Genomic DNA, 21,383 nt, shown 5'->3' with positions numbered 1-21,383 from the left:
GCGCCGCATTCCACATGACGTCGTTCCGGGTGCGCACGGCACCACGCCACCCTGGTCCGCGCGCTCGACGCGGCCACCGAATAGAACCGCACCACCCGAGAGGTATTCATGTTGTCGCTGCAGGAGATTTCGGACCGGCTCGAAATCGAGGATCTGATGGTCCGGTACTCCCATGCCGTGGACACCCAGCAGTGGGATCTGCTGGACGAGGTATTCACCGCCGATGCGCACATCGACTACTCGGCGATGGGCGGTGCGTGCGGCGGTCTCACCGAGATCAAGACGTTCCTCGCGACGGTCATGCCGAACTTTCCCGCCTTCCAGCATCTGATCAGCAATTCCTCGATCACCGTTGACGGCGACAATGCCACCGGGCGCACGATGTGCAACAATCCGATGCTGGTCGGCGAGCCGGGAAACCAGAACCTCATGCTGTGTGGTCTGTGGTACCTGGACACCTTCACCCGCGTCGGCGGGAACTGGCGGATCGCGCGCCGGGTCGAGGAGAAGAGCTACATGTTCCTGGCCGCGGGCCCGGGGAACGGCTCACAGTAAACACTCGGCTAGAACCTGTTACAGTTCGCGCGTGGGCCTCGGCATATCTTCATCGATTCACCTCGGGGCGGCCGCGTGATCGCCGATTTCACCGAACACTGGCTGCTGTACTGCTCGATTCCGCTCGTCGCCGCGCTGATCGGCTGGACCACCAAACTCGTCGCCGTCGAAATGCTGTGCCGCCCGCTGGAATTCCGCGGTATCCGGCCATGGTTCGGCTGGCAGGGCGTGATCCCCAAGGCAGCGCCGCGGATGGCGACGATCGCGGTCGATCTGATGTTCTCGCGGCTGATCGATCCGAAAGAGATCCTCGGCCGCATCGATGTCGCCGAGCTCACCACGACGCTGCGCGAACCGCTCGACGAGGCGGTCGCGCACACCGTGGACGAGCTGATGATGCGCTACGAACCGCGACTGTGGGTGACCATGCCGCAGTTCGCCCGCGAGGCGCTGATTCGCCGGGTCCAGCGCGATGTCCCGGATCTGATCGACGAGATCGTCACCGATCTGCGCACCAATCTGGACCAGATCATGGATCTGCGCGCCATCGCCATCGACACCCTCGTCACCGACAAGGCGCTACTGGTGGAGATGGTGCGCCGGGTCGGCCACCACGAACTGCGGTTCATCGTGCGATCCGGTCTGCTGTTCGGCACCCTGCTCGGCTTCGTGCAGATGTTCACCTGGGCCCTCACCCATTCCTCCTGGCTGATGCCGCTGTTCGGCGGCTTCACCGGTCTGGTCACCGACTGGCTGGCACTGCAGATGATCTTCCGGCCGGTGCGGCCGTGGAAGATCTTCGGCCGGATCGGCTGGCAGGGCCTGTTCCACAAGCGCCGCGAGCAGGTGTGCGTGGACTACGGCGATCTGATCGCCACCGAGATCCTGACTCCCGCCAAGATGCTGGAGGCGGTACTGAACGGGGAACGGTCCGACCGGCTGGCCTCGATCCTGGCCCGCCGGATGGACGAATTCATCGATTCCCAGTCCGCACCCGCACAACCGCTGGTGACACTGGTGGCCGGCGACACCATCGCCCGGGTGAAGCGCGAGATCGCACCCGAGATGCTGGCCTATATCCGCAGTGCCGCAGCCGGATTCGAGGACCATGCGATGCGGACGCTGGATCTGCGCAGTCTCGTGATCGAGAAGACCCGCCAGCTCACCGACGACGAATACGAGGGCCTGCTGCGCCCGGCCTTCAAACAGGACGAGTGGAAACTGGTCGCCATCGGCGGCGTGCTCGGCTTCCTGGTCGGTGAACTGCAGGTACATCTGCTCCTCAGCTGAACGCCGCCGACCAGCGGATTGGTAGTAATCCGCCGCCATCGGCTATTGTTTTCCTCGCACCGCCGCGAGGCGGATTGCGGATGTAGCGCAGCTGGTAGCGCATCACCTTGCCAAGGTGAGGGTCGCGGGTTCGAATCCCGTCATCCGCTCAACGAATGAGCGGGATCGGACTCCCGCAGAGAAGCCCGATCCCGCAGTCGGCCACCGGGTGTGGGACGGCAGCCGACGTCTTTCCCCCTTCGTCAGCCGCGATCTCCGCAGACGACGTCGACCGCGCGCGCCAGGATCGCGAGCCCGTGATCGAGTTCGGACTCCGTGATCGTCAGCGGCGGAAGCAGTTTCACCACCTCGTCGCACGCGCCCGAGGTCTCGGCCAGCAGGCCCGCCTCGAACGCCACCCGGCTCACCTTGCCCGCCTCGGAGGCATCGGAGAAGACCAGGCCGTGCACCAGTCCCCTTCCCCGCGTGGACAATCCGGGGACGGCCTCGGCCAGTTTCGCGAGTGCGGCGCGGACCCGGTCGCCGTGCGCGAGCGTCGCGCGCTCCAGGTGATCGTCACGCCAGTACTGCTCGAGTGCCACCCGGGCGGTCACGAAGGCCGGATTGTTACCGCGAAAGGTCCCGTTGTGCTCACCCGGCGCCCACTGATCCAGCTCCCGCTTCATCAGCACCAGCGCCATCGGCAACCCGTAGCCGCCAACGGATTTCGACAGCGTGACGATATCGGGGGTGATGCCGGCGGATTCGAAGGAGAAGAACGGGCCCGTCCGCCCGCAGCCCATCTGCACATCGTCGACGATCAGCAGGATGCCCCGCGCGGACACCAGCTCGGACAGCCGCCGCAACCATTGCGCTCCGGCGACATTCACCCCACCCTCGCCCTGTACGGTCTCCACGATGATCGCGGCGGGTTTGTCCAGCCCGGAGGAGCTGTCGTCGAGCATGCGCTCGATCCACCCCAATTCGCCTGTGCCGCCCAGATAACCGTCATAGGGCATGGGATGCGCGTGCGCCAGCGGCACACCGGCGGCGGCGCGCTTGGCCGCATTGCCCGTCACCGCCAGGGCACCCAGGGTCATACCGTGGAACGCGTTCGTGAAGTTCAGTACCGTGGTGCGGCCGGTGATCTTGCGAGCCAGTTTCAACGCCGATTCCACCGCGTTGGCCCCGGTGGGTCCCGGGAACTGCACCTTGTAGTCGAGTCCGCGCGGAATCAGGATCAGATCACGCACCGCCTCGAGCAGCTCCCGCTTCGCGACGGTCGACATGTCCAGGCCGTGCACGAGGCCGTCACGCCCCAGATAGTCCAGCAGCGCCGCCTTGAGCACGGGATTGCTGTGCCCGTAGTTGAGCGCGCCGGCCCCGGCGAAGAAGTCCAGGTACTCCCGGCCGTGCTCATCGCGCAGCCAGGCACCGCGTGCGGTGTCGAATACCGTCGGCCAGACCCGGCAGTATCCACGCACATCCGATTCGAGCGCATCGAAAACAGTGGTCATGGGAGGTCCTCCGCGGCAGGAGCCACCGCGACGACCCCAGACTGAAACATGACTGTTTCTAACATTGCGGTGGAGCTCGCGGCAAGGTTTCCAGCAAATCCGCCGGCGCCTCCCGCGACACCGACCGTACCGACCGCCCGGGTCGCGGTGCCCGGTTCTCCGGAAATCGGGCTGCGACACCGTTGCGTTCCCCGGTAGCGTGGAACGTTTGTGCGCGCAGTCTCGGGGGTCTATACACGCTTGTTCGGAGCCGGCTTCCGGCGACAGTGGAACTATCGGGCGGCAATGTTCGCCGGACTGGCGGCAAACGTCGTATTCGGGCTGATCCGCGCCGCGGTGATGCTCGCAGCGGTGCGCTCGACCCCGGAATTCGGCGGCTATACCGGTGGATCCATCGGCGCCTATGTCTGGCTGTCCCAGGGCATGCTGGGTGCCCTCCGGCTGATGGGCCCGCCGCCCGATATCGCCGAGCGCGTCCGTACCGGCGATGTGGCGGTGGATCTGCAGCGGCCCATCGATGTCCAGACGTTCCATCTCGCAACCGATCTCGGAACCGCCGCCTGCACGCTGCTGCTGCGCGGCCTGCCGTGCGCGGCCGCCGGTCTGCTGACCGCACAGTTCACCCTCGGCGGCGGCATCGCACCCTATCTGCTCGGCATCGTGAGTGTGGTTGCGGCGGTGACTCTTTCACTGTTACTGCTGTTCTCGGTGGGTCTGCTGGGCTTCTGGCTGATCGAGACACGCGGGGTGCGTCTGCTCTATCAGATCGTCTCCACATTCTTCGCCGGACTCTTCTTCCCGGTGCACATGTTTCCGGAGCCACTGGCCTCGATCGCGCGGCTGACCCCGTTTCCCTGGATGCTGCAGGGGCCCATCGATGTGCTGTCCGGCCGGGTCACGGGCGCGGGGGCGATGGGCGTCATCGCGGCTCAGCTGATCTGGATCGGGCTGGCGGTCGGGATCGGACGGCTGCTGCTGGCCGCGGGCCGGCGCAAGCTGGAGGTGCAGGGTGGCTGATCCGGCACCGTACGGCGGCAGGCTCACCCCCTATCTGGTGGTGTTGCGCTCGCGGATGCGGGCTCAGCGCAGTTACCCGCTGTCCTTCGCCACCGATATGGCCTCGTCCCTGCTCATCGGCATGGTCGAATTCGCCGAGATGTGGCTGATCTACGACAATGTGCCGTCGCTGGGCGGTGTGGACTCCACCAGCATGCTGCTGCTGTTCGGGCTGTCGAATCTGTGCTTCGCGCTCGCGCAGGTCGGGGTGGGCCACACCGACACCCTGCCCACCTACATTCGTATGGGCACCCTCGACGCGTTCCATCTGCGGCCGCAACCCTTACTGCTGCAACTGATCACGAGCGATGTCTCGCTGCGACGACTGGCACGGGCCGCCGTTGCCGGGGTCGTGCTCACCATCGGGCTGACGATCAACCCCATCGACTGGCAATTACGCACGATCGCCCTCCTGACGATCGGCATCCTCAGCGGCACAGCGATATTCGCCGGACTGTTCGTCTGCGCCGCCGGACTGCAGTTCCACCTCATCGACGGTTCGGAACTGACCAACAGCTTCACTTACGGCGGCTCCTTCGCCGCCCAGCAACCCAGTTCGATATTCGACCGGCCCATGCGAGTGGCGTTCGGATTCGCCGTGCCGGTGTCGTTCACCGGCTATCTGCCCACCATCGAACTGCTGGGCCTGCCGGGCCCGCCCTGGCTACCGGCATCGCTGGCCTGGTTCGGACCCGTTGCGGCCCTCTGGGTTTGGCTGCTGGCCTTGCTATCCTGGCGGGTCGGGGTGCGGCACTATCAGGGAGGGGGCGGATGAACACCGTCGAGGTCTCGCAGCTCACCAGGCAATTCGTCCTGCGCCGCAAACAGCCGGGCCGGCGCCGCCGCCGACGTGAAGTCCTGACCGCCGTGGATTCGATGAGCTTCCACATCGAATCCGGTGCGGCAGTGGGCTATATCGGCGCCAACGGTGCCGGAAAATCGACCACCATCAAGATGCTCACCGGAATTCTGGTGCCCACCTCGGGGGTCGTGCGCACCTGCGGGCTGGACCCGGTGAGCCGGCGCCGGGAGCTGGCCGGGCGGATCGGGGTGGTGTTCGGGCAGCGGTCCCAGCTGTGGTGGGATCTGCCGCTGCGCGAATCGTTCACGATTCTGGCCGCCATCCACCGTCTGGCCCCGGCCGAATTCCGCCGCCGCACCGCTGAACTCGTCGACCATCTGGACATGGGCCACACCCTCGACACCCCGGTGCGGCAACTGTCACTGGGCCAGCGCATGCGCGCCGAGATCGCGGCAGCTCTGCTGCATCGTCCCGAACTACTGATCCTGGACGAGCCCACGATCGGTCTCGACGTCCTGTCCAAACAGCGGCTGCGCGAATTCCTCGGCCGGGAGCGGACCGAACACGGCACCACGCTGCTGCTGACCACCCACGACATGGGCGATATCGAGCGGCTGTGCGAGCGTGTCCTGGTGGTCGATCACGGCCGCCTGGCCTACGACGGCACGCTGCCCGGCCTGGCCCGAACCGTCGGCGCCCGCCGCGTCCTGGTGGTCGACCTCGCGCAACCGATCGCCGAACTCACCGATCTGGCGGATGTCACCCTGCTGTCCAGCGACGGTGGCGGCATCCGGCAACGCTTGGCATTCGACCCCGAAACCACCACGGCCGCCAGGCTTCTCGCTGCCATCTCCGAGCGGGTCGAGGTCCGGGATCTGTCCGTGGAGGAACCCGATATCGAAGATGTGGTCCGCCGCATCTATTCCGCCGGGCACAGCACTGCCCCGGCGCCGAAGGACGCCGGGGCAGTGGTGCGAGGGTAATTCCCGGTATCGGGAGTCGACCTCGGCCGCCATCTGGCGGGAGCTGAACTCAGCCGCCGAACGAACCCGTGAACAGGGTGTTCAGCAGGCCGCCCAGGGCGGCGCTACCGGTGTGGAAAATTCCGCTCAGCGCGGCGCTACCGGTGTCGATGATGACGGGAATCATCCATCTGCCTCTCTGTTGGGTGAAGCCGTCGACGCCCGAGCCGGGCGATCGACCGAAACCCACACTGCTGGCCGGAGCTTAGCGGCAGCTGGCCGGTAGCTGAGAGTGCAATAAGAGCGCCTGTGTGGAGTGTCTCCGTAACGAAAGACCCTGCACCATCGATCACAAAGCGACACTACCGCTTGTCATCTGGGCGTTTGCTCTCCGCGGAATACAAACTCACCTCGCCACCCTCGCCGAGAAAAGCGTTGACCAGCATCGTTCGCTCGGCATGCATGGCATCGGCATCGGGTGCGGCGGTGGTGATCGAAATCTGCGGGATGGCAGCCCAGTTCACGACATACCGTTCCGGCGGGCCACTCGCTCCGGAGACATGTGCCAGCCGGAAGACCGAGACCGTGCGGCGTTCCATCAGATCACGCACCACCTCGGCGATTCGCTCCGGATCTTCCAGTGCGAACAGGAAGCCGAAGGTCAACTCCGGCGAGGACACATAGGCGGGCACAAATCCTCAGGCTAGCCAACCGGCCCCGCCCCCGCAGGCGCCGCGCCGAATCGGTTGCCTGCCCATCGGCGACCACCCGCACCACGCATTCCGAATGATTCGCGGACACCGCGCCGACCGATGGTGGATCTTCGCGATCATGTAATCGCGACGTAATGCGTATAACGATTACCCGGCACCTCGGGTGTTCGGCCTGTCAATCGTTGCGCGCCAAGTCAGGACACGCTTTCCTGAATAGGTCCCCGCAGTCGGACTGTCTGTCGCATCGTCGCGTTTCCCGGTTGATTTCCGTGCGGATCGCGACCGGTCGGACGACAGCCGCACCGGCGGGACTACGCCGGAGCCGGGGCAACTCCTCCCCCGCAACTCCTCGGCCCCGGCGTAAACCGATTCGAACGATCCGACCGCTGAGACGAGGGTGGGAAAACAATGGCGACCGTATACGCCGGTGACAACGACACGATCGGCGCGCTGCCCTCGGTATCGGTATTGCTACGCGCATTCCGATCGCCCGGTGCGGCTCCTGGCGACCATCCGGTGCTGGCGGCCGCCCGGAAACTGGTCCGCTGCCACGAACTGCGCCGACATGCCTACCGCGACGCCCACGCACCGCAGGTGAGCAGCGCCCGGGTCGCCAGCTGCAGCCAGACCGTCGACGGTGTCGACCGGGAACGCGCCGAACTGGTCGAGCGCATCAATATTTGGGTCGCCGACAATATCGCCCACCGGGCCGGCGCCTCGTTGCACACCGAAACCCTCGGCGCCGTGATCGACAGAATGGCGGGCAAGTGGGTTGCCGCCCAGCACGCACTCGGACTTGGCGAAACCGATCCACCGCTGGAGAACATCGCTGGATCGGCACTCACGGGTGAAGCGCATCTGCATTGGGTGCGCTTGGCCGAACTGGCCGACGGCTATCAGGATCTGATCACCGATATCGCCGAACACCGGCGCCGGCTGCCGGTGTTCTGACGATCTCGCGTTCAGCGTTCGGGATCGACGATTTCCACTTCGGCATCGATGACCGGCTGTGCCGCACTCACATTCGGGGCGTGCTCCGGCTCGTCGATCAACACATCGGGCTCGTCGCGACCGGAATTCACTCCGGCCGCGGATTCCCGATCACGGTCGGCCGCCGCGGCGGCTTCCCGCATTTCGATGGCGTCGGTGATCCAGTCACCGATCTCACGCGTCACTTCCGATACCGTGCCCGTGATGATCGTTGCGATATTGCCGACGTGCCGTGCCCCCGACGACGTCAACTCCTGAATGAGATCTTTGTTGCTCTCGAATTTCCCGATCATTACCCGCCAACCTCGCTCGCACGCTCGGACTGGTGCTCTCGCATCACGATAACACCAGGCTGTGCCCCCTTCCCGACGAGCGCCGGGGGCAGTGCGAGCTTGCAGATCTTCAGCCATACCGAGCCGATCTGCTTACTCAACCGGCCGGTGTTATAGGGCAGTCCGTATTTCTCGCACAACGCACGGACCTCGGGCGCGATCTCCGGATACCGGTTGGCCGGCAGATCCGGGAACAGATGGTGTTCGATCTGATGCGACAGGTTGCCCGACAGGACGTGGAACAGTTTGCTGCCGGTGATGTTGGCCGAGCCGAGCATCTGCCGCACATACCACTCACCGCGGGTCTCGTTCTCGGTCTCCTCTTCGGTGAACGTCTGTACGCCCGACGGAAAGTGGCCGCAGAAGATGATCGAATACGCCCACACATTGCGCACGATGTTGGCCGTGAAGTTACCCGCCAGCGTGGACGCGAAAAGGGGCCCGCTGAGCAGCGGAAACACGACGTAGTCCTTGAGCACCTGCCGGCCGGCCTTGCGGACCTGTCCCTTGACCAGGCGTTTGATATCGGACCACTTGCGCTCACCCTTGACGATGTTGTCGGCCTCGAGATCGTGCAGCATCACGCCCCACTCGAACAGCAACATCAGCGCCAGCGCGTACACCGGGTTGCCCAGGTAGTACGGATTCCACTCCTGGCCCTCGTCGATGCGCAGGACGCCGTATCCGATGTCGCGGTCGCGGCCGTGAATATTGGTGTAGGTGTGGTGCATGTAGTTGTGGGAGTGTTTCCACTGATCACCCGGGCAGACGTTGTCCCACTCGAACACGCGGGAATTCAGGCCGGGCTCACGCATCCAGTCCCACTGGCCGTGCATGACGTTGTGGCCGATCTCCATGTTGTCCAGGATCTTGGACAGGCTCAGCGCCGCGACGCCGGCCAGCCAGAACGGCGGCAGGAATCCCAGATACATCAGACCGCGACCGGCGATCTCGAAACCGCGCTGCGCCTTGATGATCGAGTAGATGTATTCGCGGTCGCGCTCGCCCAGATCGGCGGTGATACGGTCGCGCAACGCGTCCAGCTCGCGGCCGATCTCGGCGACCTGGTCCGGGCTCAGAACCAGCGGGCCGTTCTTCGTTTCGGTGAGGATGGTCATAGCTGTTCTCCTCTGTCAGATTTCGATGTCGACATCGCCGACCGCGGAGCTGACGCACAGCTGGATCGGCTGGTCGGGGTCGTTGTCGAGTTCGCCGGTGCGCAGATTGCGGGTGCAGCCGGATCGCTTGACCGCGGTGCAGGAGAAGCAGATCCCCATCCGGCAGCCGAATTCCGGTGTCAGACCGGCGGATTCGGCCTGCTCGAGCAGGCTGGACCCGGTGTTGCCGGACTGCTTCCCACTCACCGAGAAGGTGGTCGTGCCCTCGGCCTCGGCCGTGTCGGCCGGTGCCGCGGTGAGCACGAATTCCTCGCTGTGCAGACGATCGTCGAGCTCTTCGGCCTCGTAGATGCGGCGGACCGACGCCATCAGCGCGGGCGGACCACAGACGTAGGTGTGCGCGGTCGCGAAGTGCGGCGCGATGCGTGCCAGCTCGTCGTAGTCGAGGAATGTGGCACCGGGAACCGCGGCGCAGGTCCACGGCGCGCCGTCGAGTCGCTCGGACCGCCCCAGTTCCGGATAGCCGAGCACGATGTCGACATTGGCGAAACGCCGCCCGATATCGGCGAGCACATCCCGATGCGGCACCTCTTCGGGCGAACGGGCGTAGTGCAGGAACACCACCTCACCCGGATATCCCTCGGCGGCCAGCGTGGACAGCATCGACAGAACCGGAGTGATTCCGCTGCCGCCGCTGATCAGCACCACTTTCTCCGGTCGCCGCTCGGGCAGCCGGAAGACCCCCGACGCGGGCGCGAGGTCCACGACCATGCCGCGCTCGGCATTCCGGTGCAGATATTGCGAGACCAAGCCGTCCGGATGCGCCTTCACGGTCAGCGTCAGCGTGCGCCGCGAACCGGTCTCGGCATCGATGGGCGAGTAGCAGCGGGTGTGCTTGACGCCGTTGATCAGCACTCCGACCTGCACGAACTGCCCCGCTTCATGACCGGTCCACTGCCAGGTCGGGCGCAGCGTGAGGGTGACCGAGCCGGGGACCGACCGATCCACGCCGATGATCTCGGCGCGCATATCGCGCACCGTCAGCGTCGGGCGCACCAACTCCAGGTAACGGTCGAGCGGATGCGGCGTGGTCAGTGTCTGGACCAGATCGAGCAGTCCCACCATGCGGATCTCCCCAAGCCTTCGTCGGAATGGTCATGTGCAACAAATTTCAGTGCACATCTGTACACTGAACAAGTGTGCCTCGCGGTACCGCAATAGTTCAACCTGCATCTGGTGTGACCGATGCAACATCTCGTGGAATGGACCAATCGTGAACGGATGTATGCTCAGCGAGATGAGCGAGCAGGCCGAGACCCGGATCGAGCGCAAGGAGCGCACGCGGCGAGCACTGCTGGACGGCACCCTGGCCCTGGCCGCCGAACGCGGCTTCGCCGCATTGAGCCTGCGTGAGATCGCCCGTTCGGCCGGAATCGTGCCGACCGCTTTCTACCGCCACTTCGAGTCACTCGACGAGCTGGGCACCACCCTGGTGGACGAGGGCGTTCGTCAGATGCGCCTGGCGCTGCGCCAGCTACGGCGCACGCCCGACGCGCGCCTCGCCGAAACCGTGCGCTTCGTCTTCGCCCAGATCGCCGGCCGTGAGGATCTCTACGGCTTCCTGGTTCGCGAACGCCACGGCGGCTCCCCCGCCCTGCGCACCGCCATCGCCACCGAAATGCAGCTCATCACAAGAGAATTGGTGGTCGACATGTCGCGTATCCCGGCATTGGACGCCTGGCCGACCGACGACCTCGAACTGGCGGCCGACCTGATCGTCGCCACCGTCACCGACCACATCGGCGATTTCGTCGCCGCCCCACTGCGAGACCGCCCCGAACTGGTGGATCGGACCGTGGGACAGGTCCGGATGATCACTCTCGGCATGGCCGCCTGGAAGCCGCGAACCGACTGATCCCCCGGCCTCAGCGACGAGCCGACTCTTCCTCGCCCCTCCGGAAGCCCACGACGCCGGCGGCGAGCGAAACCGCGGTCAGGACACCACCCGACGTAACGGCGATCAGCGCCAGTCGCGCACGCTGCGGACCGGAGTCGGCGTCGCCGAGCAGATCCTCGTAGGTCCAGGTGCGTACGACGGTACCGCCGGAATACTCGACGCACTTGTCATCGAGATGGACGCTGCCGAAGCTGCCACACTTCGGCGCGCCCGGTTCGTCGATCGCGGCCGACCAGTACGCGAAGCCCGCGACGAACAGCATGAAAAGACCGGTCAGGATGCCCAGCAGACCGAGGATCAGCATGGTGTCCGATACCGACGACCAGCCGTCCGCTTTGCCGGGAGCGACCCGCACCCGGGTCAGCAGCAGCCCGGCGACGACGACAATCACATAGAACAACGGAAGCAGGCCGACGATCCACCAGCCCCAGCCGCTCGTCGGCGACAGCCCCGCCGGCACCACGCAGGCCGATCCCACCACCGTCGCCGCGATCGCGACACATACCCAGACTCGTTCGAGAATTGTCGACCACACTCGGGAAACCCGAACGCCACCCATCGAACCCACCCCCCGCCTTTCAACTCCCCGTGGCAGATACAGAAGGGCGCCCCGTGGAACCGTGCGGTTCCGCGAGACGCCCTTCCCGTATCCGAGATAGTGCAGAGCACCGGGGCTGATGATAACCGAAGCGAGCGATACTCACAGGAGTCTCGCAGCAAACGCTTCCCGAATCGGGGATATGCACCACGTTGCATAGTACGGCGAGTATCGGCTACTCTCGCCGCATGGCCCTCGAACACGCATTGCTGGTATCGCTGAGCGAGCGGGCCGGTTCGGGGTACGAACTGGCGCGACGGTTCGACAAATCCATCGGATTCTTCTGGAGCGCAACGCATCAGCAGATCTATCGGGTCCTCAAGCGGATGGAGGAACACGGCTGGGTCAGCAGCGAGGCCATCGCTCAGGAAGGTCGCCCGGACAAGAAGGTCTACACCGTCAGCGACGACGGCCGCGCGGAACTCGCGCGCTGGATCGCCGAACCGACCGACGATGTCGGCCCGCTGCGCAGCGAACTGGGCGTGAAGATCCGGGCCGCCGCCCACGGCGACCTCGCGGCACTGTGCGCCGAGGTCGCGCGTCATCGCGATCAGCACGCACAACGGCTCGAGCTGTACCGCCTCATGGAGAAGAAGGACTTTTCCGCGCCGGACCGGCTCACCGGCACCGCGCTGTACCAATACCTGGTGCTGCGCGGCGGGATCCGAGTCGAGTCCGGCTTCGTCGAATGGTGCGACGAGGTACTCGCCGGTCTGCGCGGCGCCCTCCCGCCATCGTTGCCGACCGATCCGGAAGCCACAGCCCCGCAACCGGATTCCGTCATCGAAAGGTGAATCCATGACCGCGAATTCCGCCGATTCGCACGCCTATCCCCATCTGTTCACCCCGCTGGAGCTGGGCCATCTCACCTTGCGCAACCGGGTGGTCATGGGTTCCATGCACACCGGACTCGAGGATCGGGCCTGGGACACCAACAAGCTGGCCGCCTACTTCGCCGAGCGGGCGCGCGGCGGGGTGGGCCTGATCATCACCGGCGGTTACGCCCCCAATCGGGAGGGCTGGCTGCTGCCGCTGGGCGCCAAACTCACCAACAGGACCGAGGCGTACCGGCATCGCACGATCACCGACGCCGTGCACGCCGAGGGCGGCCGGATCGCCCTGCAGATTCTGCACGCGGGGCGGTATGCCTATGTGCCGTTCAGTGTTTCGGCCTCCTCGATCAAGGCGCCGATCAATCCGTTCCGTCCACGCAAGCTCTCGGACAAGGGCGTGCGGCGCACCATCGCCGACTACGTGCGCTGTGCCGAGCTGGCGAAATTCGCCGGCTACGACGGTGTCGAGATCATGGGTGGCGAAGGCTATCTGATCAATCAGTTCCTGGCGCCGCGCACCAACAAGCGCACCGACCGCTGGGGTGGATCGGCGGAGAATCGGCGCCGGTTCCCACTGGAGATCGTGCGCGGGATCCGCGCCGCGGTGGGCCCGGATTTCGTCATCGTCTTCCGGCTGTCCATGGCCGAATTCGTCGAGCACGGCCAGACCGAGACCGAAATCCTCGCCCTGGCAACCGAACTGGAATCCGCCGGGGTCAGCATCGTCAATACCGACATCGGCTGGCACGAGGCGCGGGTGCCGACCATCGTCACCTCGGTGCCCCGCGCCGCCTTCGTGGAGTACACCGCGAAAATCGCCGCGCGCGTGAATATTCCGGTCTGCGCCTCCAACCGCATCAACATGCCCGAGACGGCCGAGGAGATCCTCACCCGCGGCGATGCCGAGCTGGTGTCGCTGGCCCGCCCGCTGCTGGCCGATCCGGACTGGGCGGCCAAGGCGAGCGCGGCGCGCGAGGACGAGATCAACACCTGTATCGCCTGCAATCAGGCCTGTCTGGACCACGCGTTCGTGCACAAGACGGTGTCGTGCCTGCTGAATCCACGCGCGGGACACGAGACCGAGTTGCGGCTGCTGCCGACTCGGCGCACCCAGCGGATCGCCGTGGTCGGCGCCGGTCCGGCCGGATTGTCGGCGGCGGTCAACCTGGCCGAGCGCGGACACAAGGTCGATCTGTTCGAGGCCGACGACAAGATCGGCGGCCAGTTCGACATCGCGCGACGGATTCCGGGCAAGGAGGAATTCAACGAGACGATCCGGTACTTCACGCGCAAGCTGGAATTGAGCGGAGTCCGGGTGTTCCTGCAACGCCGGGTCGGCGCCGAGGAGCTGGTCGAGGGCCGTTACGACCATGTGGTCGTGGCCACCGGCGTGCGCCCGCGTATCCCCAGCATTCCCGGAATCGATCATCCCAAGGTCCTCACCTACGCCGAGCTGGTGCGCGAGCAGAAACCGGTCGGTAAGAAGGTCGCGGTGATCGGCGCCGGCGGAATCGGGTACGACGTCAGCGAATTCCTCACCGTCGACGGCCATCCCTCGCTGAAACTCGACGAATGGAAAGAGGAATGGGGTGTGGACAGTACCGATCCGGACGCACCGGGTCAGCTCACCACCGCACGCCCCTCCCCCGCGGCGCGCGATGTCGTACTGCTGCAACGCAAATCGGGCTCCTTCGGTAAGACCCTCGGCAAGACCTCGGGCTGGGTACACCGCGCCGCGATCAAGGCCAAGGGCGTAGAGCAGATCGGCGGTGTCAACTACGAGCGGATCGACGATCGCGGACTGCACATCAGCTTCGGCGAGAAGCGAGACCGGCCGACCGTCATCGAATGCGACAACGTGATCCTGTGCGCCGGACAGGAATCGGTGCGCGAGCTGGTCGAGCCGCTGCAGCGCGCGGGCGTACGCACCCATCTGATCGGGGGCGCGGAGCTGGCCGCCGAACTCGACGCCAAGCGGGCGATCGATCAGGGCACCCGGCTGGCGGCGGCGCTGTAATGGCCGTACTCACCCGACTGGGACTCCCGGGCGACGACACCGCCTGGAACGCACTGGGTTTCGCGACCGATGGCGCGACGCTGCGCATCGGGGAGATCTCGTGCACGCTCGGTGTCGGTCCCGGCTGGGGATTCGAGGGCACCGAGGCCGATGCGGGAATCCTGGGTGTGCCCGAGGTACTCAGCGATACCGACGGTGACTCGGCACATCCCAACGGCGTCACTTTCGTCGATCACGTCGTCTACTGGGTTCCCGATCTGGACACCTCGATCGCGGCACTGGGCGCGGTGTTGGGTACCGCTCCGCGACGGCGCTTCCATCCGCGCGGGCCGGAGGGCCCCGAGATGGCCTTCTACCGGGTCGGCGAGGCATTCCTCGAGGTGGTGGCGGCCGGGCGGCGCGAGCCGGCACTGGTCGGCATCGCCTTCGGTACGCCGGATCTCGATGCCACGGTGGCCGCGGTACGAGCCGCCGGCGGACCGGTGGGCGACCCGAAACCGGCGGTCCAGGGCGGCCGGATCGCCGGGGTGTGGCACGGCCATCTGGACTGGGGCATCGCCTTTCTCGAGCCGAAGCCACGCACCCGGTAGGCTCGGCGACCGTGAGCTTGCCTGCACCCACCGCCGACAATCGTGCCGTCGTCACCGGAGCGTCCTCCGGAATCGGAACCGCGCTGGCCGAGGAACTGGCCAAACGCGGATATTCGGTGATCCTGGTTGCGCGTCGCGGTGATCTACTCACCGAACTGGCGCAGCGGCTGACCGCCACCTACGGGGTGGCCGCCGAGGTCCGCGCGATCGATCTGTCCGATCGCGAACAGCGGGCGCCGCTGGCCGCCGAACTGGCCGAGCGCGAGATCGCCATCCTGTGCAACAACGCCGGCGTCGCCACCTTCGGCGCGGTCGCCGATCTGGATGCCGAGTTCGAGCGCTCGGTGATGGAACTCAACGCGGTCGCCGTCCACGACCTGACCCTCGCGGTGCTGCCGGGCATGCTCGCCCGCGGCGGCGGCATCCTCGTCACCGGTTCGGCGGCCGGCAACATGGCCATCCCCAACAACGCCACCTACGCGGCCACCAAGGCATTCACCAACACCTTCTCCGAATCGCTGCGCGGCGAGCTGACCGGCAGTGGCGTCCACGTCACGCTGCTGGCCCCGGGCCCCGTCCGCACCGACAATCCGGACCAGGAGGACGTGGGCACCAAGATCCCCGATTTCATCTGGGTGTCGGCCGCCTACACCGCCAAGATCTCCATCGATGCCCTCGCGCGCAACAAGATGCGAGTGGTTCCGGGCCTGATCAGCAAGGGTATGAGCGTGGCCGGGCAGTACGCGCCGCGAGCGCTGACCGCACCGATCGTGGGCACCTTCTACAAGCGCCTGGCGGGCTGATCGGGCACCGCCGGACGGACCCGTCAGGACCGCGTCAAGATCGCGGAACCGGAGGTCAAGACGGCGTATCGAGGCGTTCCGGCGCGAATGGCCCGGCGTATTCCTGACAGTGGCACAACCGCTGAAACAGGAGTACGCCGTGACGTTGCTCGAGATTTTCCCGTCCTTACGTTCGGGGATGCCGTCCCCGCGACTGGACACCACCGTCTGGCCCTGCCGGACGCACCACGACGATCTGGGCCGCATCACCGTCGACGGGGTCGCCCTCGACGATGTCGCCGACCGCTACGGCACCCCCACCTATGTGCTGAGCGAAACCGAGATCCGGGACCGCTGCCGCGCCTACCGCAAATACTTCCCCGGCACCGAGATCATCTATGCCGCAAAGGCTCTGCTCACCCGGTCGGTGGCGGAATGGGTCGCCGCCGAGGGGCTGGGCGTGGACGTGTGCTCGGCGGGTGAATTGGCGATCGCACTGTCGGCCGGGGTCGATCCGCGCCGAATCATCCTGCACGGCAGCGGAAAACCGTTCGCCGAGCTGGAATACGCGGTCGCTGCCGGAGTGGGCCGCATCGTGGTCGATTCGCTCACCGAGGTGAGCCTGCTCAGCACACTGGTCACCCGGCGGCAGCGCATCCTGATCCGGATGACACCGGATATCGACGTCGACGGCCATCCCGCGGTGCGGACCGGGGTGGCGGACCAGAAATTCGGATTCACTCTCGACGGCGCGGCCGCCGAGGAGGCGATTCGAGCAGTCATCGGGCACCCGCTGCTGGAACTGGCGGGCTTCCACTGCCACCTGGGCTCGCAGATCCATGATCCGGACCATTACGGCGAGGCGGTACGCAGGCTGGTCGCGCGGATGGCCGAGGTGCGCCGCGACCACGGAAAGCTGCTCACCGAACTGGATCTGGGCGGTGGCCACGCGGTGGCCTACCGGACCGGTGACGCCGAACTGAATCTGCGCGAACTGGCCGACATCATCGACGACGCACTCGACGCCGCCTGCGCGCGAAATCGCTTCCCCCGCCCCGTGATCGCGATGGAACCGGGACGCGCGATCGTGGCGCGAGCGGGTGTCACCGTGTACCGGATCACCGCGATCAAGCGGGTCGAGGGTGGTCGCACCTACGTCATCGTCGACGGCGGAATGAACGACAACCCACGCGTGGCCCTGTACGGCTCGCGCTATACCGCCGTGGTCGCGAATCGGCATCCGACCGGCCCGGAGATGACCGTCACCGTGGCGGGCCGCTACTGCGAGGCCGGCGACATCCTCGCCACGGATGTGCGCATGCCCGCCGATCTGCACGTCGGTGAGCTGCTGGCGATGCCCGCGACCGGCGCCTATCACCACAGCCTCGCCTCGTCGTACAACGGTGTCGGCCGCCCGCCGATCGTCGGTGTCCGCGACGGCCGGATGCGGGAGCTGGTCCGGCGCGAGACGGTGGCCGACCTGATGGCCCGTGATATGGGCTGAGGCCGCCGGACTATCGGAACGCCGCGGCGTTTCGCGACGCCCAGTCGCGGAACGTCCGCGCCGGCGAACCGGTGACGCGGGTGACCGTGTCCCGGACCGACCTCAGCTCGTCGTTGGCGTCGCCGCCGGTGACATCGAGCAGTGCGTCGGCGGTGTCGGCATCCATCGCCGCGAGCATCCGTCGCCGCGCCGGCGCCCGGCCGATCTCGGTGACCGACAGGGAACGTCCGAGCACCGAGCCGATGGTTTCCACCTGTTCGCGTGCGCTGATCCCAGCCGGGCCGGTCAATGCGTAGATCTGTCCGCGATGTGCGGATTCGGTCAGCGCCGCATGGGCAACACTCGCGATATCGCCGGGATGGACGGTGGGCAGGCCGACATCGGCGAATGGGATCTCGACGCCACCGCTGTCGCGAATCGAGTCGGCCCACCACAGCGCGTTGGACGCGAACTGCGTCGGCCGCAGGATGGTCCAATCCATATCACTGTCGCGGACGAGTTGTTCCACCTCGGCGTTCTCCCGGGCCGGGCCCAGATGCGGGTGGGTCTGCACGGTGATGGACGACACCAGCACGACGTGTTCGACGCCCGCCTTCCGCGCTGCCGTGACGATGCCCGCATCATCGCCCAGTCGCGACGGCAGGAACATCGCGTTCACATCCGAGAGCGCGGACCGCAGCGAATCCGCGTGCCGCAGGTCGGCCCGGACCGGCTCCACGCCGTCCGGCAGTGCGGCGGTGGCGGGATCGCGGGTCGCCGCCCGCACTCGGATGCTGTCCTGCGTGGCCAGCCGGAGCAACAGTTCACGGCCGATATTTCCGGTCGCGCCGGTCACCAGGATCGTGCCGGTACCGGTCGGTGCGGTGATCATGCAAGCACCGTAAAAGCTCAACCAAAGTTGATGTCAACCGCTCCGGGAGGGCCGGTCAGCGTTTGCGGGTGCCGAACAGACTCCGGCTGATCTCCCGTCCCGCCGCCGAGGCCGCCGAACGCAGGAAGCTCTTCACCGCCGGATTGCTCATGATCCGGTCCGCCGCCGAGGTATCGGGTTCGCGCGCCTGTCCACCGGAGGGCGCCGGCTCCGGTTCCGCCTGGGCCGCAGCAACTTTCGCAGCCAGCATCTCGTAGGCGGACTCGCGGTCGACGGTCTGCCCGTACTTCGCGTACAGCGGACTCGACTGCGCCCGTTGCCGAATGCCGTCGTCACCGATGGTTCCCATCAGCGAACGCGGCGGGCGCAGCCGGGTCCAGGCGACCGGGGTGGGCGCACCGACCTCCGACAGCACGGTCACGACGGCCTCGCCGATTCCCAAGGAGGTGAGCGCGTCCTCGAGATCGTAGGTGGTGGTCTTGGGATAGGTGCGTACCGTCTTCGACAGCGCCTTCTGATCGTCGGGCGTGAAGGCGCGCAGGGCATGCTGAATCCGCGCACCCAGTTGGGAGAGAACCGGATTGGGAACATCCGTGGGCAGCTGGGTGCAGAAGAACACGCCGACGCCCTTGGACCGGATGAGTTTCACCGTCTGCTCGACCTGTTCCAGGAACGCCTTCGACGCGTCGGCGAACAGCAGATGCGCCTCGTCGAAGATGAAGATCAGCTTGGGTTTGTCGACGTCACCCACCTCCGGCAGGGTCTGGAACAGATCCGCCAGCACCCACATCAGGAAGGTGGAGAACAGCACCGGCCGCGCTGCCTGCGAACCCAATTCGAACAGCGTGATCACGCCCTGGCCGTCCGCGGTCCGCAACAGATCGGCGGGGTCGAGTTCGGGTTCACCGAAGAAGGTGTCACCGCCGTCGGCCTCCAGATTCACCAGCGCCCGCAGAATCACCCCGGCCGTCGCGGCCGACACCCCGCCGATGCCCTTCAGATCCTCCTTGCCCTCCGGGCTGGTGAGGTGTTGGATCACCGATCGCAGATCCTTCAGATCCAGCAATGCCAGCCCACGGGAGTCGGCCCAGTGAAAGATCAACCCGAGCGTGGACTCCTGGGTTTCGTTGAGGCCGAGGACCTTACTGAGCAGCACCGGCCCGAAGGAGGTGATGGTGGCGCGGATGGGCACACCGATCCCCTCGGTACCGAGGGAGACGAACTCGGTCGGGTAGCCGCGCGGTGCCCAGTCGTCGTCACCGGTCTGGGTGGCCCGTGCGGCGAGCTTGTCATCGGATTGCCCGGGTTGTGCCAGCCCCGACAGATCACCCTTCACATCGGCGAGCACCACCGGCACTCCCGCCGCCGACAGTTGTTCGGCGATCCCCTGCAGCGTCTTGGTCTTACCCGTGCCGGTCGCACCCGCGACCAGACCGTGGCGGTTCAGTGTGCGCATCGGAATCCGCACGCGGGCACCACTGTCGATCCGGCCGTCGACCAGTACCGCCCCCAATTCCAGTGCGGCACCTTCGAATTCGTACCCCGCGGCGATCTGCTGTGCGGCGCCGCTCTGCGCCGCATCGGCGCCGGTGTCGGGTGTGGCGGCTGATTCCGCGGCCGCCTCCGCTTCGGCAGCCTCCGCTGCCGCCGCCGCGTCCGCCGCGGCCCTGGCCGCCTCCGCTGCGGCTTTGCGCGCCGCCGCTGCCTTCGCCGCCTTGTCTTCGGGAGTACTCATCGTCGCTCCTCCGATTCGCGGGACACCCGCACCAGGTCGCACCGACGACCAACGGCGCGATTGTCGATCTCTGCCTCGCCCTGCCCATTGCCACCGAACGCACGATCACACACCCAACTGCCGAAACTGTAGCGGCAGGTTTGCCAGAAAGCGGGTTCAACGGGCCGGATCGACCCCGGACTGGGGCGGTGGGTCCGATTCGCCTCGTCCGCGCACTAATGTGGCCGGAGTGTCCGACAAACTGATGGTGTGGATGGATTGCGAGATGACCGGGCTGCGCCTGGACAGCGACAAGCTGATCGAGGTGGCCGCGCTCGTAACCGACAGTGATCTGAATGTCCTGGGCGAGGGCGTCGATATCGTCATTCACGCCGATGACGACGCGCTCGCGGCGATGCCCCCGGTGGTGCAGGAGATGCACGCCAAATCCGGGCTCACCGAGGAGGTACGCCGCTCCACGGTCAGCATGGAACAGGCTCAGCAGCAGGTTCTCGACTACATCCGGGAGTGGGTCCCGGCCCCCGGCACCGTCCCACTCGCGGGCAATTCGATCGCCACCGACCGCGGCTTCATCGCGCGCGACATGCCCGATCTCGACTCCTACCTGCATTATCGGATGATCGATGTGAGCTCCATCAAGGAGTTGTGCCGGCGCTGGTACCCGCGCATCTACTTCGGCCAGCCGGAGAAGGGACTGGCTCATCGCGCCCTGGCAGACATCAAGGAATCCATCCGTGAGCTGCGCTACTACCGTCGCACCGCGTTCGTTCCCGCGCCCGGTCCGGCCACGACCGAGATCGCGGCGATAGCCGCCGAGGTCAACGAGGGTTTGGATATCGCCAAGGGTCCCGCCGAATCCGCCGATTAGGTTTCCCGGCGGGGTTCGCGCTACGATCTAGCGCGCCGGTTGATACCGGTGATGGTGACCGTAGTTCAGTTGGTAGAGCACCAGGTTGTGATCCTGGCTGTCGCGGGTTCGAGTCCCGTCGGTCACCCTGAGAGGGCGGGGCGGAAACATTGTTTCCGCCCCGCCCTCTGTGCTTTGCCGGCTGATTCCGCTCGGCTGCGCTCCCCTCCGACGCGAAACCCGGCCAGCCGTCATTCCAGGAACCGCATCGGGCGCCGATGACATGCTCCGCGCCGACGACGTGGTGGTATTCACCGCCACCATCAAGGGGATTG

21 protein-coding genes and 2 tRNA genes are annotated in these 21,383 nt (G+C 66.2%); 15 read left to right on the top strand and 8 right to left on the bottom strand.

Annotated elements, in window-relative coordinates; genetic code table 11:
* The first annotated feature begins 108 nt into the window (after positions 1-108).
* The 3 genes from AB0L57_RS20210 to AB0L57_RS20200 all read left to right on the top strand — a co-directional run bounded on the left by AB0L57_RS20210 (position 109) and on the right by AB0L57_RS20200 (position 1,994).
* Entirely contained in the window at positions 109-555 is a 447-nt protein-coding gene (locus AB0L57_RS20210) for a nuclear transport factor 2 family protein (protein WP_364964173.1), read from the top strand.
* 75 nt (positions 556-630) lie between these two features.
* A complete protein-coding gene (locus tag AB0L57_RS20205; RefSeq protein WP_364964170.1) occupies positions 631-1,845 on the top strand; it encodes a DUF445 domain-containing protein in 1,215 nt (404 codons plus the stop codon).
* Between the two features lie 76 nt (positions 1,846-1,921).
* Positions 1,922-1,994: transfer RNA gene (locus tag AB0L57_RS20200), tRNA-Gly, on the top strand.
* Positions 1,995-2,087: 93 nt separating this feature from the next.
* Here the strand turns inward: AB0L57_RS20200 and ectB are convergent.
* A complete protein-coding gene (gene ectB / locus AB0L57_RS20195) occupies positions 2,088-3,341 on the bottom strand; it encodes a diaminobutyrate--2-oxoglutarate transaminase (RefSeq protein ID WP_364964167.1) in 1,254 nt (417 codons plus the stop codon).
* A 285-nt stretch (positions 3,342-3,626) separates the two neighbouring features.
* Between ectB and AB0L57_RS20190 the strand changes: the two genes are divergently transcribed.
* From AB0L57_RS20190 to AB0L57_RS20180, 3 genes are read left to right on the top strand one after another with little or no spacing between them, the layout of a single operon-like run.
* Complete coding sequence (locus AB0L57_RS20190; RefSeq protein ID WP_364964165.1) at positions 3,627-4,358, top strand: ABC-2 family transporter protein; 732 nt, start codon at positions 3,627-3,629, stop codon at positions 4,356-4,358.
* On the top strand, positions 4,351-5,172 hold the full coding sequence (locus tag AB0L57_RS20185) for an ABC-2 family transporter protein (RefSeq protein ID WP_364964162.1): 822 nt from the start codon (positions 4,351-4,353) through the stop codon (positions 5,170-5,172). Before AB0L57_RS20190 ends, AB0L57_RS20185 begins: the two co-directional genes overlap by 8 nt.
* Positions 5,169-6,182 carry an ATP-binding cassette domain-containing protein gene (locus AB0L57_RS20180; protein WP_364964160.1) on the top strand — a complete coding sequence of 338 codons (1,014 nt, stop codon included), beginning with the start codon at positions 5,169-5,171 and terminating at the stop codon, positions 6,180-6,182. Before AB0L57_RS20185 ends, AB0L57_RS20180 begins: the two co-directional genes overlap by 4 nt.
* Before the next feature lie 341 nt (positions 6,183-6,523).
* Here AB0L57_RS20180 and AB0L57_RS20175 read toward each other — a convergent pair whose 3' ends face one another.
* Positions 6,524-6,853 carry a hypothetical protein gene (locus AB0L57_RS20175; RefSeq protein WP_364964157.1) on the bottom strand — a complete coding sequence of 110 codons (330 nt, stop codon included), beginning with the start codon at positions 6,851-6,853 and terminating at the stop codon, positions 6,524-6,526.
* 429 nt (positions 6,854-7,282) lie between these two features.
* On the opposite strand from AB0L57_RS20175, the gene AB0L57_RS20170 reads away from it, so the two are divergent.
* On the top strand, positions 7,283-7,825 hold the full coding sequence (locus tag AB0L57_RS20170; RefSeq protein WP_364964154.1) for a DUF4254 domain-containing protein: 543 nt from the start codon (positions 7,283-7,285) through the stop codon (positions 7,823-7,825).
* A gap of 11 nt (positions 7,826-7,836) precedes the next feature.
* Here the strand turns inward: AB0L57_RS20170 and AB0L57_RS20165 are convergent, their stop codons facing one another.
* From AB0L57_RS20165 to AB0L57_RS20155, 3 genes are read right to left on the bottom strand one after another with little or no spacing between them, the layout of a single operon-like run.
* Complete coding sequence (locus AB0L57_RS20165) at positions 7,837-8,157, bottom strand: hypothetical protein (protein ID WP_364964152.1); 321 nt, start codon at positions 8,155-8,157, stop codon at positions 7,837-7,839.
* A complete protein-coding gene (locus tag AB0L57_RS20160; protein ID WP_364964149.1) occupies positions 8,157-9,314 on the bottom strand; it encodes an acyl-CoA desaturase in 1,158 nt (385 codons plus the stop codon). The genes AB0L57_RS20165 and AB0L57_RS20160 overlap by 1 nt, the downstream gene beginning before the upstream one ends.
* 15 nt (positions 9,315-9,329) lie before the next feature.
* Positions 9,330-10,439 carry an FAD-binding oxidoreductase gene (locus AB0L57_RS20155; RefSeq protein WP_364964147.1) on the bottom strand — a complete coding sequence of 370 codons (1,110 nt, stop codon included), beginning with the start codon at positions 10,437-10,439 and terminating at the stop codon, positions 9,330-9,332.
* Between the two features lie 172 nt (positions 10,440-10,611).
* Here AB0L57_RS20155 and AB0L57_RS20150 point away from each other — a divergent pair, with 172 nt between their 5' ends.
* Entirely contained in the window at positions 10,612-11,229 is a 618-nt protein-coding gene (locus tag AB0L57_RS20150) for a TetR family transcriptional regulator (protein WP_364964144.1), read from the top strand.
* A gap of 10 nt (positions 11,230-11,239) precedes the next feature.
* Here AB0L57_RS20150 and AB0L57_RS20145 read toward each other — a convergent pair whose 3' ends face one another.
* Positions 11,240-11,830, bottom strand: coding sequence for a hypothetical protein (locus AB0L57_RS20145; RefSeq protein ID WP_364964141.1), 591 nt, complete (start codon positions 11,828-11,830; stop codon positions 11,240-11,242).
* 227 nt (positions 11,831-12,057) lie between these two features.
* Between AB0L57_RS20145 and AB0L57_RS20140 the strand changes: the two genes are divergently transcribed.
* The 5 genes from AB0L57_RS20140 (at position 12,058) to lysA (ending at position 17,595) form a co-directional block, all read left to right on the top strand.
* Positions 12,058-12,663, top strand: a complete 606-nt coding sequence (locus tag AB0L57_RS20140; protein WP_364964139.1) for a PadR family transcriptional regulator — start codon at positions 12,058-12,060, stop codon at positions 12,661-12,663.
* A 4-nt stretch (positions 12,664-12,667) separates the two neighbouring features.
* Entirely contained in the window at positions 12,668-14,719 is a 2,052-nt protein-coding gene (locus tag AB0L57_RS20135; protein WP_364964137.1) for an NADPH-dependent 2,4-dienoyl-CoA reductase, read from the top strand.
* On the top strand, positions 14,719-15,309 hold the full coding sequence (locus AB0L57_RS20130) for a VOC family protein (protein WP_364964134.1): 591 nt from the start codon (positions 14,719-14,721) through the stop codon (positions 15,307-15,309). Before AB0L57_RS20135 ends, AB0L57_RS20130 begins: the two co-directional genes overlap by 1 nt.
* An 11-nt stretch (positions 15,310-15,320) precedes the next feature.
* On the top strand, positions 15,321-16,112 hold the full coding sequence (gene cmrA / locus AB0L57_RS20125; RefSeq protein ID WP_364964132.1) for a mycolate reductase: 792 nt from the start codon (positions 15,321-15,323) through the stop codon (positions 16,110-16,112).
* Positions 16,113-16,251: 139 nt separating this feature from the next.
* Positions 16,252-17,595, top strand: a complete 1,344-nt coding sequence (lysA, locus tag AB0L57_RS20120) for a diaminopimelate decarboxylase (RefSeq protein WP_364964129.1) — start codon at positions 16,252-16,254, stop codon at positions 17,593-17,595.
* A 10-nt stretch (positions 17,596-17,605) separates the two neighbouring features.
* Here lysA and AB0L57_RS20115 read toward each other — a convergent pair whose 3' ends face one another.
* The gene (locus tag AB0L57_RS20115) at positions 17,606-18,466 is read right to left on the bottom strand and encodes an NAD(P)H-binding protein (protein ID WP_364964127.1); all 861 of its coding nucleotides are present in this window, start codon (positions 18,464-18,466) and stop codon (positions 17,606-17,608) included.
* 55 nt (positions 18,467-18,521) lie between these two features.
* Positions 18,522-20,201, bottom strand: a complete 1,680-nt coding sequence (locus AB0L57_RS20110) for a helicase HerA-like domain-containing protein (protein ID WP_364964123.1) — start codon at positions 20,199-20,201, stop codon at positions 18,522-18,524.
* A gap of 229 nt (positions 20,202-20,430) precedes the next feature.
* On the opposite strand from AB0L57_RS20110, the gene orn reads away from it, so the two are divergent.
* Together orn and AB0L57_RS20100 are read left to right on the top strand one after the other, a co-directional pair.
* Entirely contained in the window at positions 20,431-21,069 is a 639-nt protein-coding gene (gene orn, locus AB0L57_RS20105) for an oligoribonuclease (RefSeq protein WP_364964121.1), read from the top strand.
* 54 nt (positions 21,070-21,123) lie between these two features.
* Positions 21,124-21,196, top strand: a tRNA-His gene (locus AB0L57_RS20100).
* Positions 21,197-21,383: the final 187 nt, after the last annotated feature.

Source organism: Nocardia sp. NPDC052254, from assembly GCF_040679495.1.
In the GTDB taxonomy this organism is placed as follows: domain Bacteria; phylum Actinomycetota; class Actinomycetes; order Mycobacteriales; family Mycobacteriaceae; genus Nocardia.
Note: the sequence above shows the minus strand (reverse complement) of the source record. Positions and strands in the feature narration are given on the sequence as shown.

Coding starts and splice junctions, on each gene's coding strand:
- AB0L57_RS20110 (WP_364964123.1), bottom strand. CDS start 20,201: ATGAGTACTCCCGAAGACAAGGCGGCGAAGGCAGCGGCGGCGCGCAAA.
- AB0L57_RS20140 (WP_364964139.1), top strand. CDS start 12,058: ATGGCCCTCGAACACGCATTGCTGGTATCGCTGAGCGAGCGGGCCGGT.
- AB0L57_RS20165 (WP_364964152.1), bottom strand. CDS start 8,157: ATGATCGGGAAATTCGAGAGCAACAAAGATCTCATTCAGGAGTTGACG.
- AB0L57_RS20145 (WP_364964141.1), bottom strand. CDS start 11,830: ATGGGTGGCGTTCGGGTTTCCCGAGTGTGGTCGACAATTCTCGAACGA.
- AB0L57_RS20150 (WP_364964144.1), top strand. CDS start 10,612: ATGAGCGAGCAGGCCGAGACCCGGATCGAGCGCAAGGAGCGCACGCGG.
- AB0L57_RS20155 (WP_364964147.1), bottom strand. CDS start 10,439: ATGGTGGGACTGCTCGATCTGGTCCAGACACTGACCACGCCGCATCCG.
- AB0L57_RS20160 (WP_364964149.1), bottom strand. CDS start 9,314: ATGACCATCCTCACCGAAACGAAGAACGGCCCGCTGGTTCTGAGCCCG.
- AB0L57_RS20180 (WP_364964160.1), top strand. CDS start 5,169: ATGAACACCGTCGAGGTCTCGCAGCTCACCAGGCAATTCGTCCTGCGC.
- AB0L57_RS20210 (WP_364964173.1), top strand. CDS start 109: ATGTTGTCGCTGCAGGAGATTTCGGACCGGCTCGAAATCGAGGATCTG.
- AB0L57_RS20170 (WP_364964154.1), top strand. CDS start 7,283: ATGGCGACCGTATACGCCGGTGACAACGACACGATCGGCGCGCTGCCC.
- ectB (WP_364964167.1), bottom strand. CDS start 3,341: ATGACCACTGTTTTCGATGCGCTCGAATCGGATGTGCGTGGATACTGC.
- AB0L57_RS20190 (WP_364964165.1), top strand. CDS start 3,627: ATGTTCGCCGGACTGGCGGCAAACGTCGTATTCGGGCTGATCCGCGCC.
- AB0L57_RS20135 (WP_364964137.1), top strand. CDS start 12,668: ATGACCGCGAATTCCGCCGATTCGCACGCCTATCCCCATCTGTTCACC.
- AB0L57_RS20130 (WP_364964134.1), top strand. CDS start 14,719: ATGGCCGTACTCACCCGACTGGGACTCCCGGGCGACGACACCGCCTGG.
- AB0L57_RS20115 (WP_364964127.1), bottom strand. CDS start 18,466: ATGATCACCGCACCGACCGGTACCGGCACGATCCTGGTGACCGGCGCG.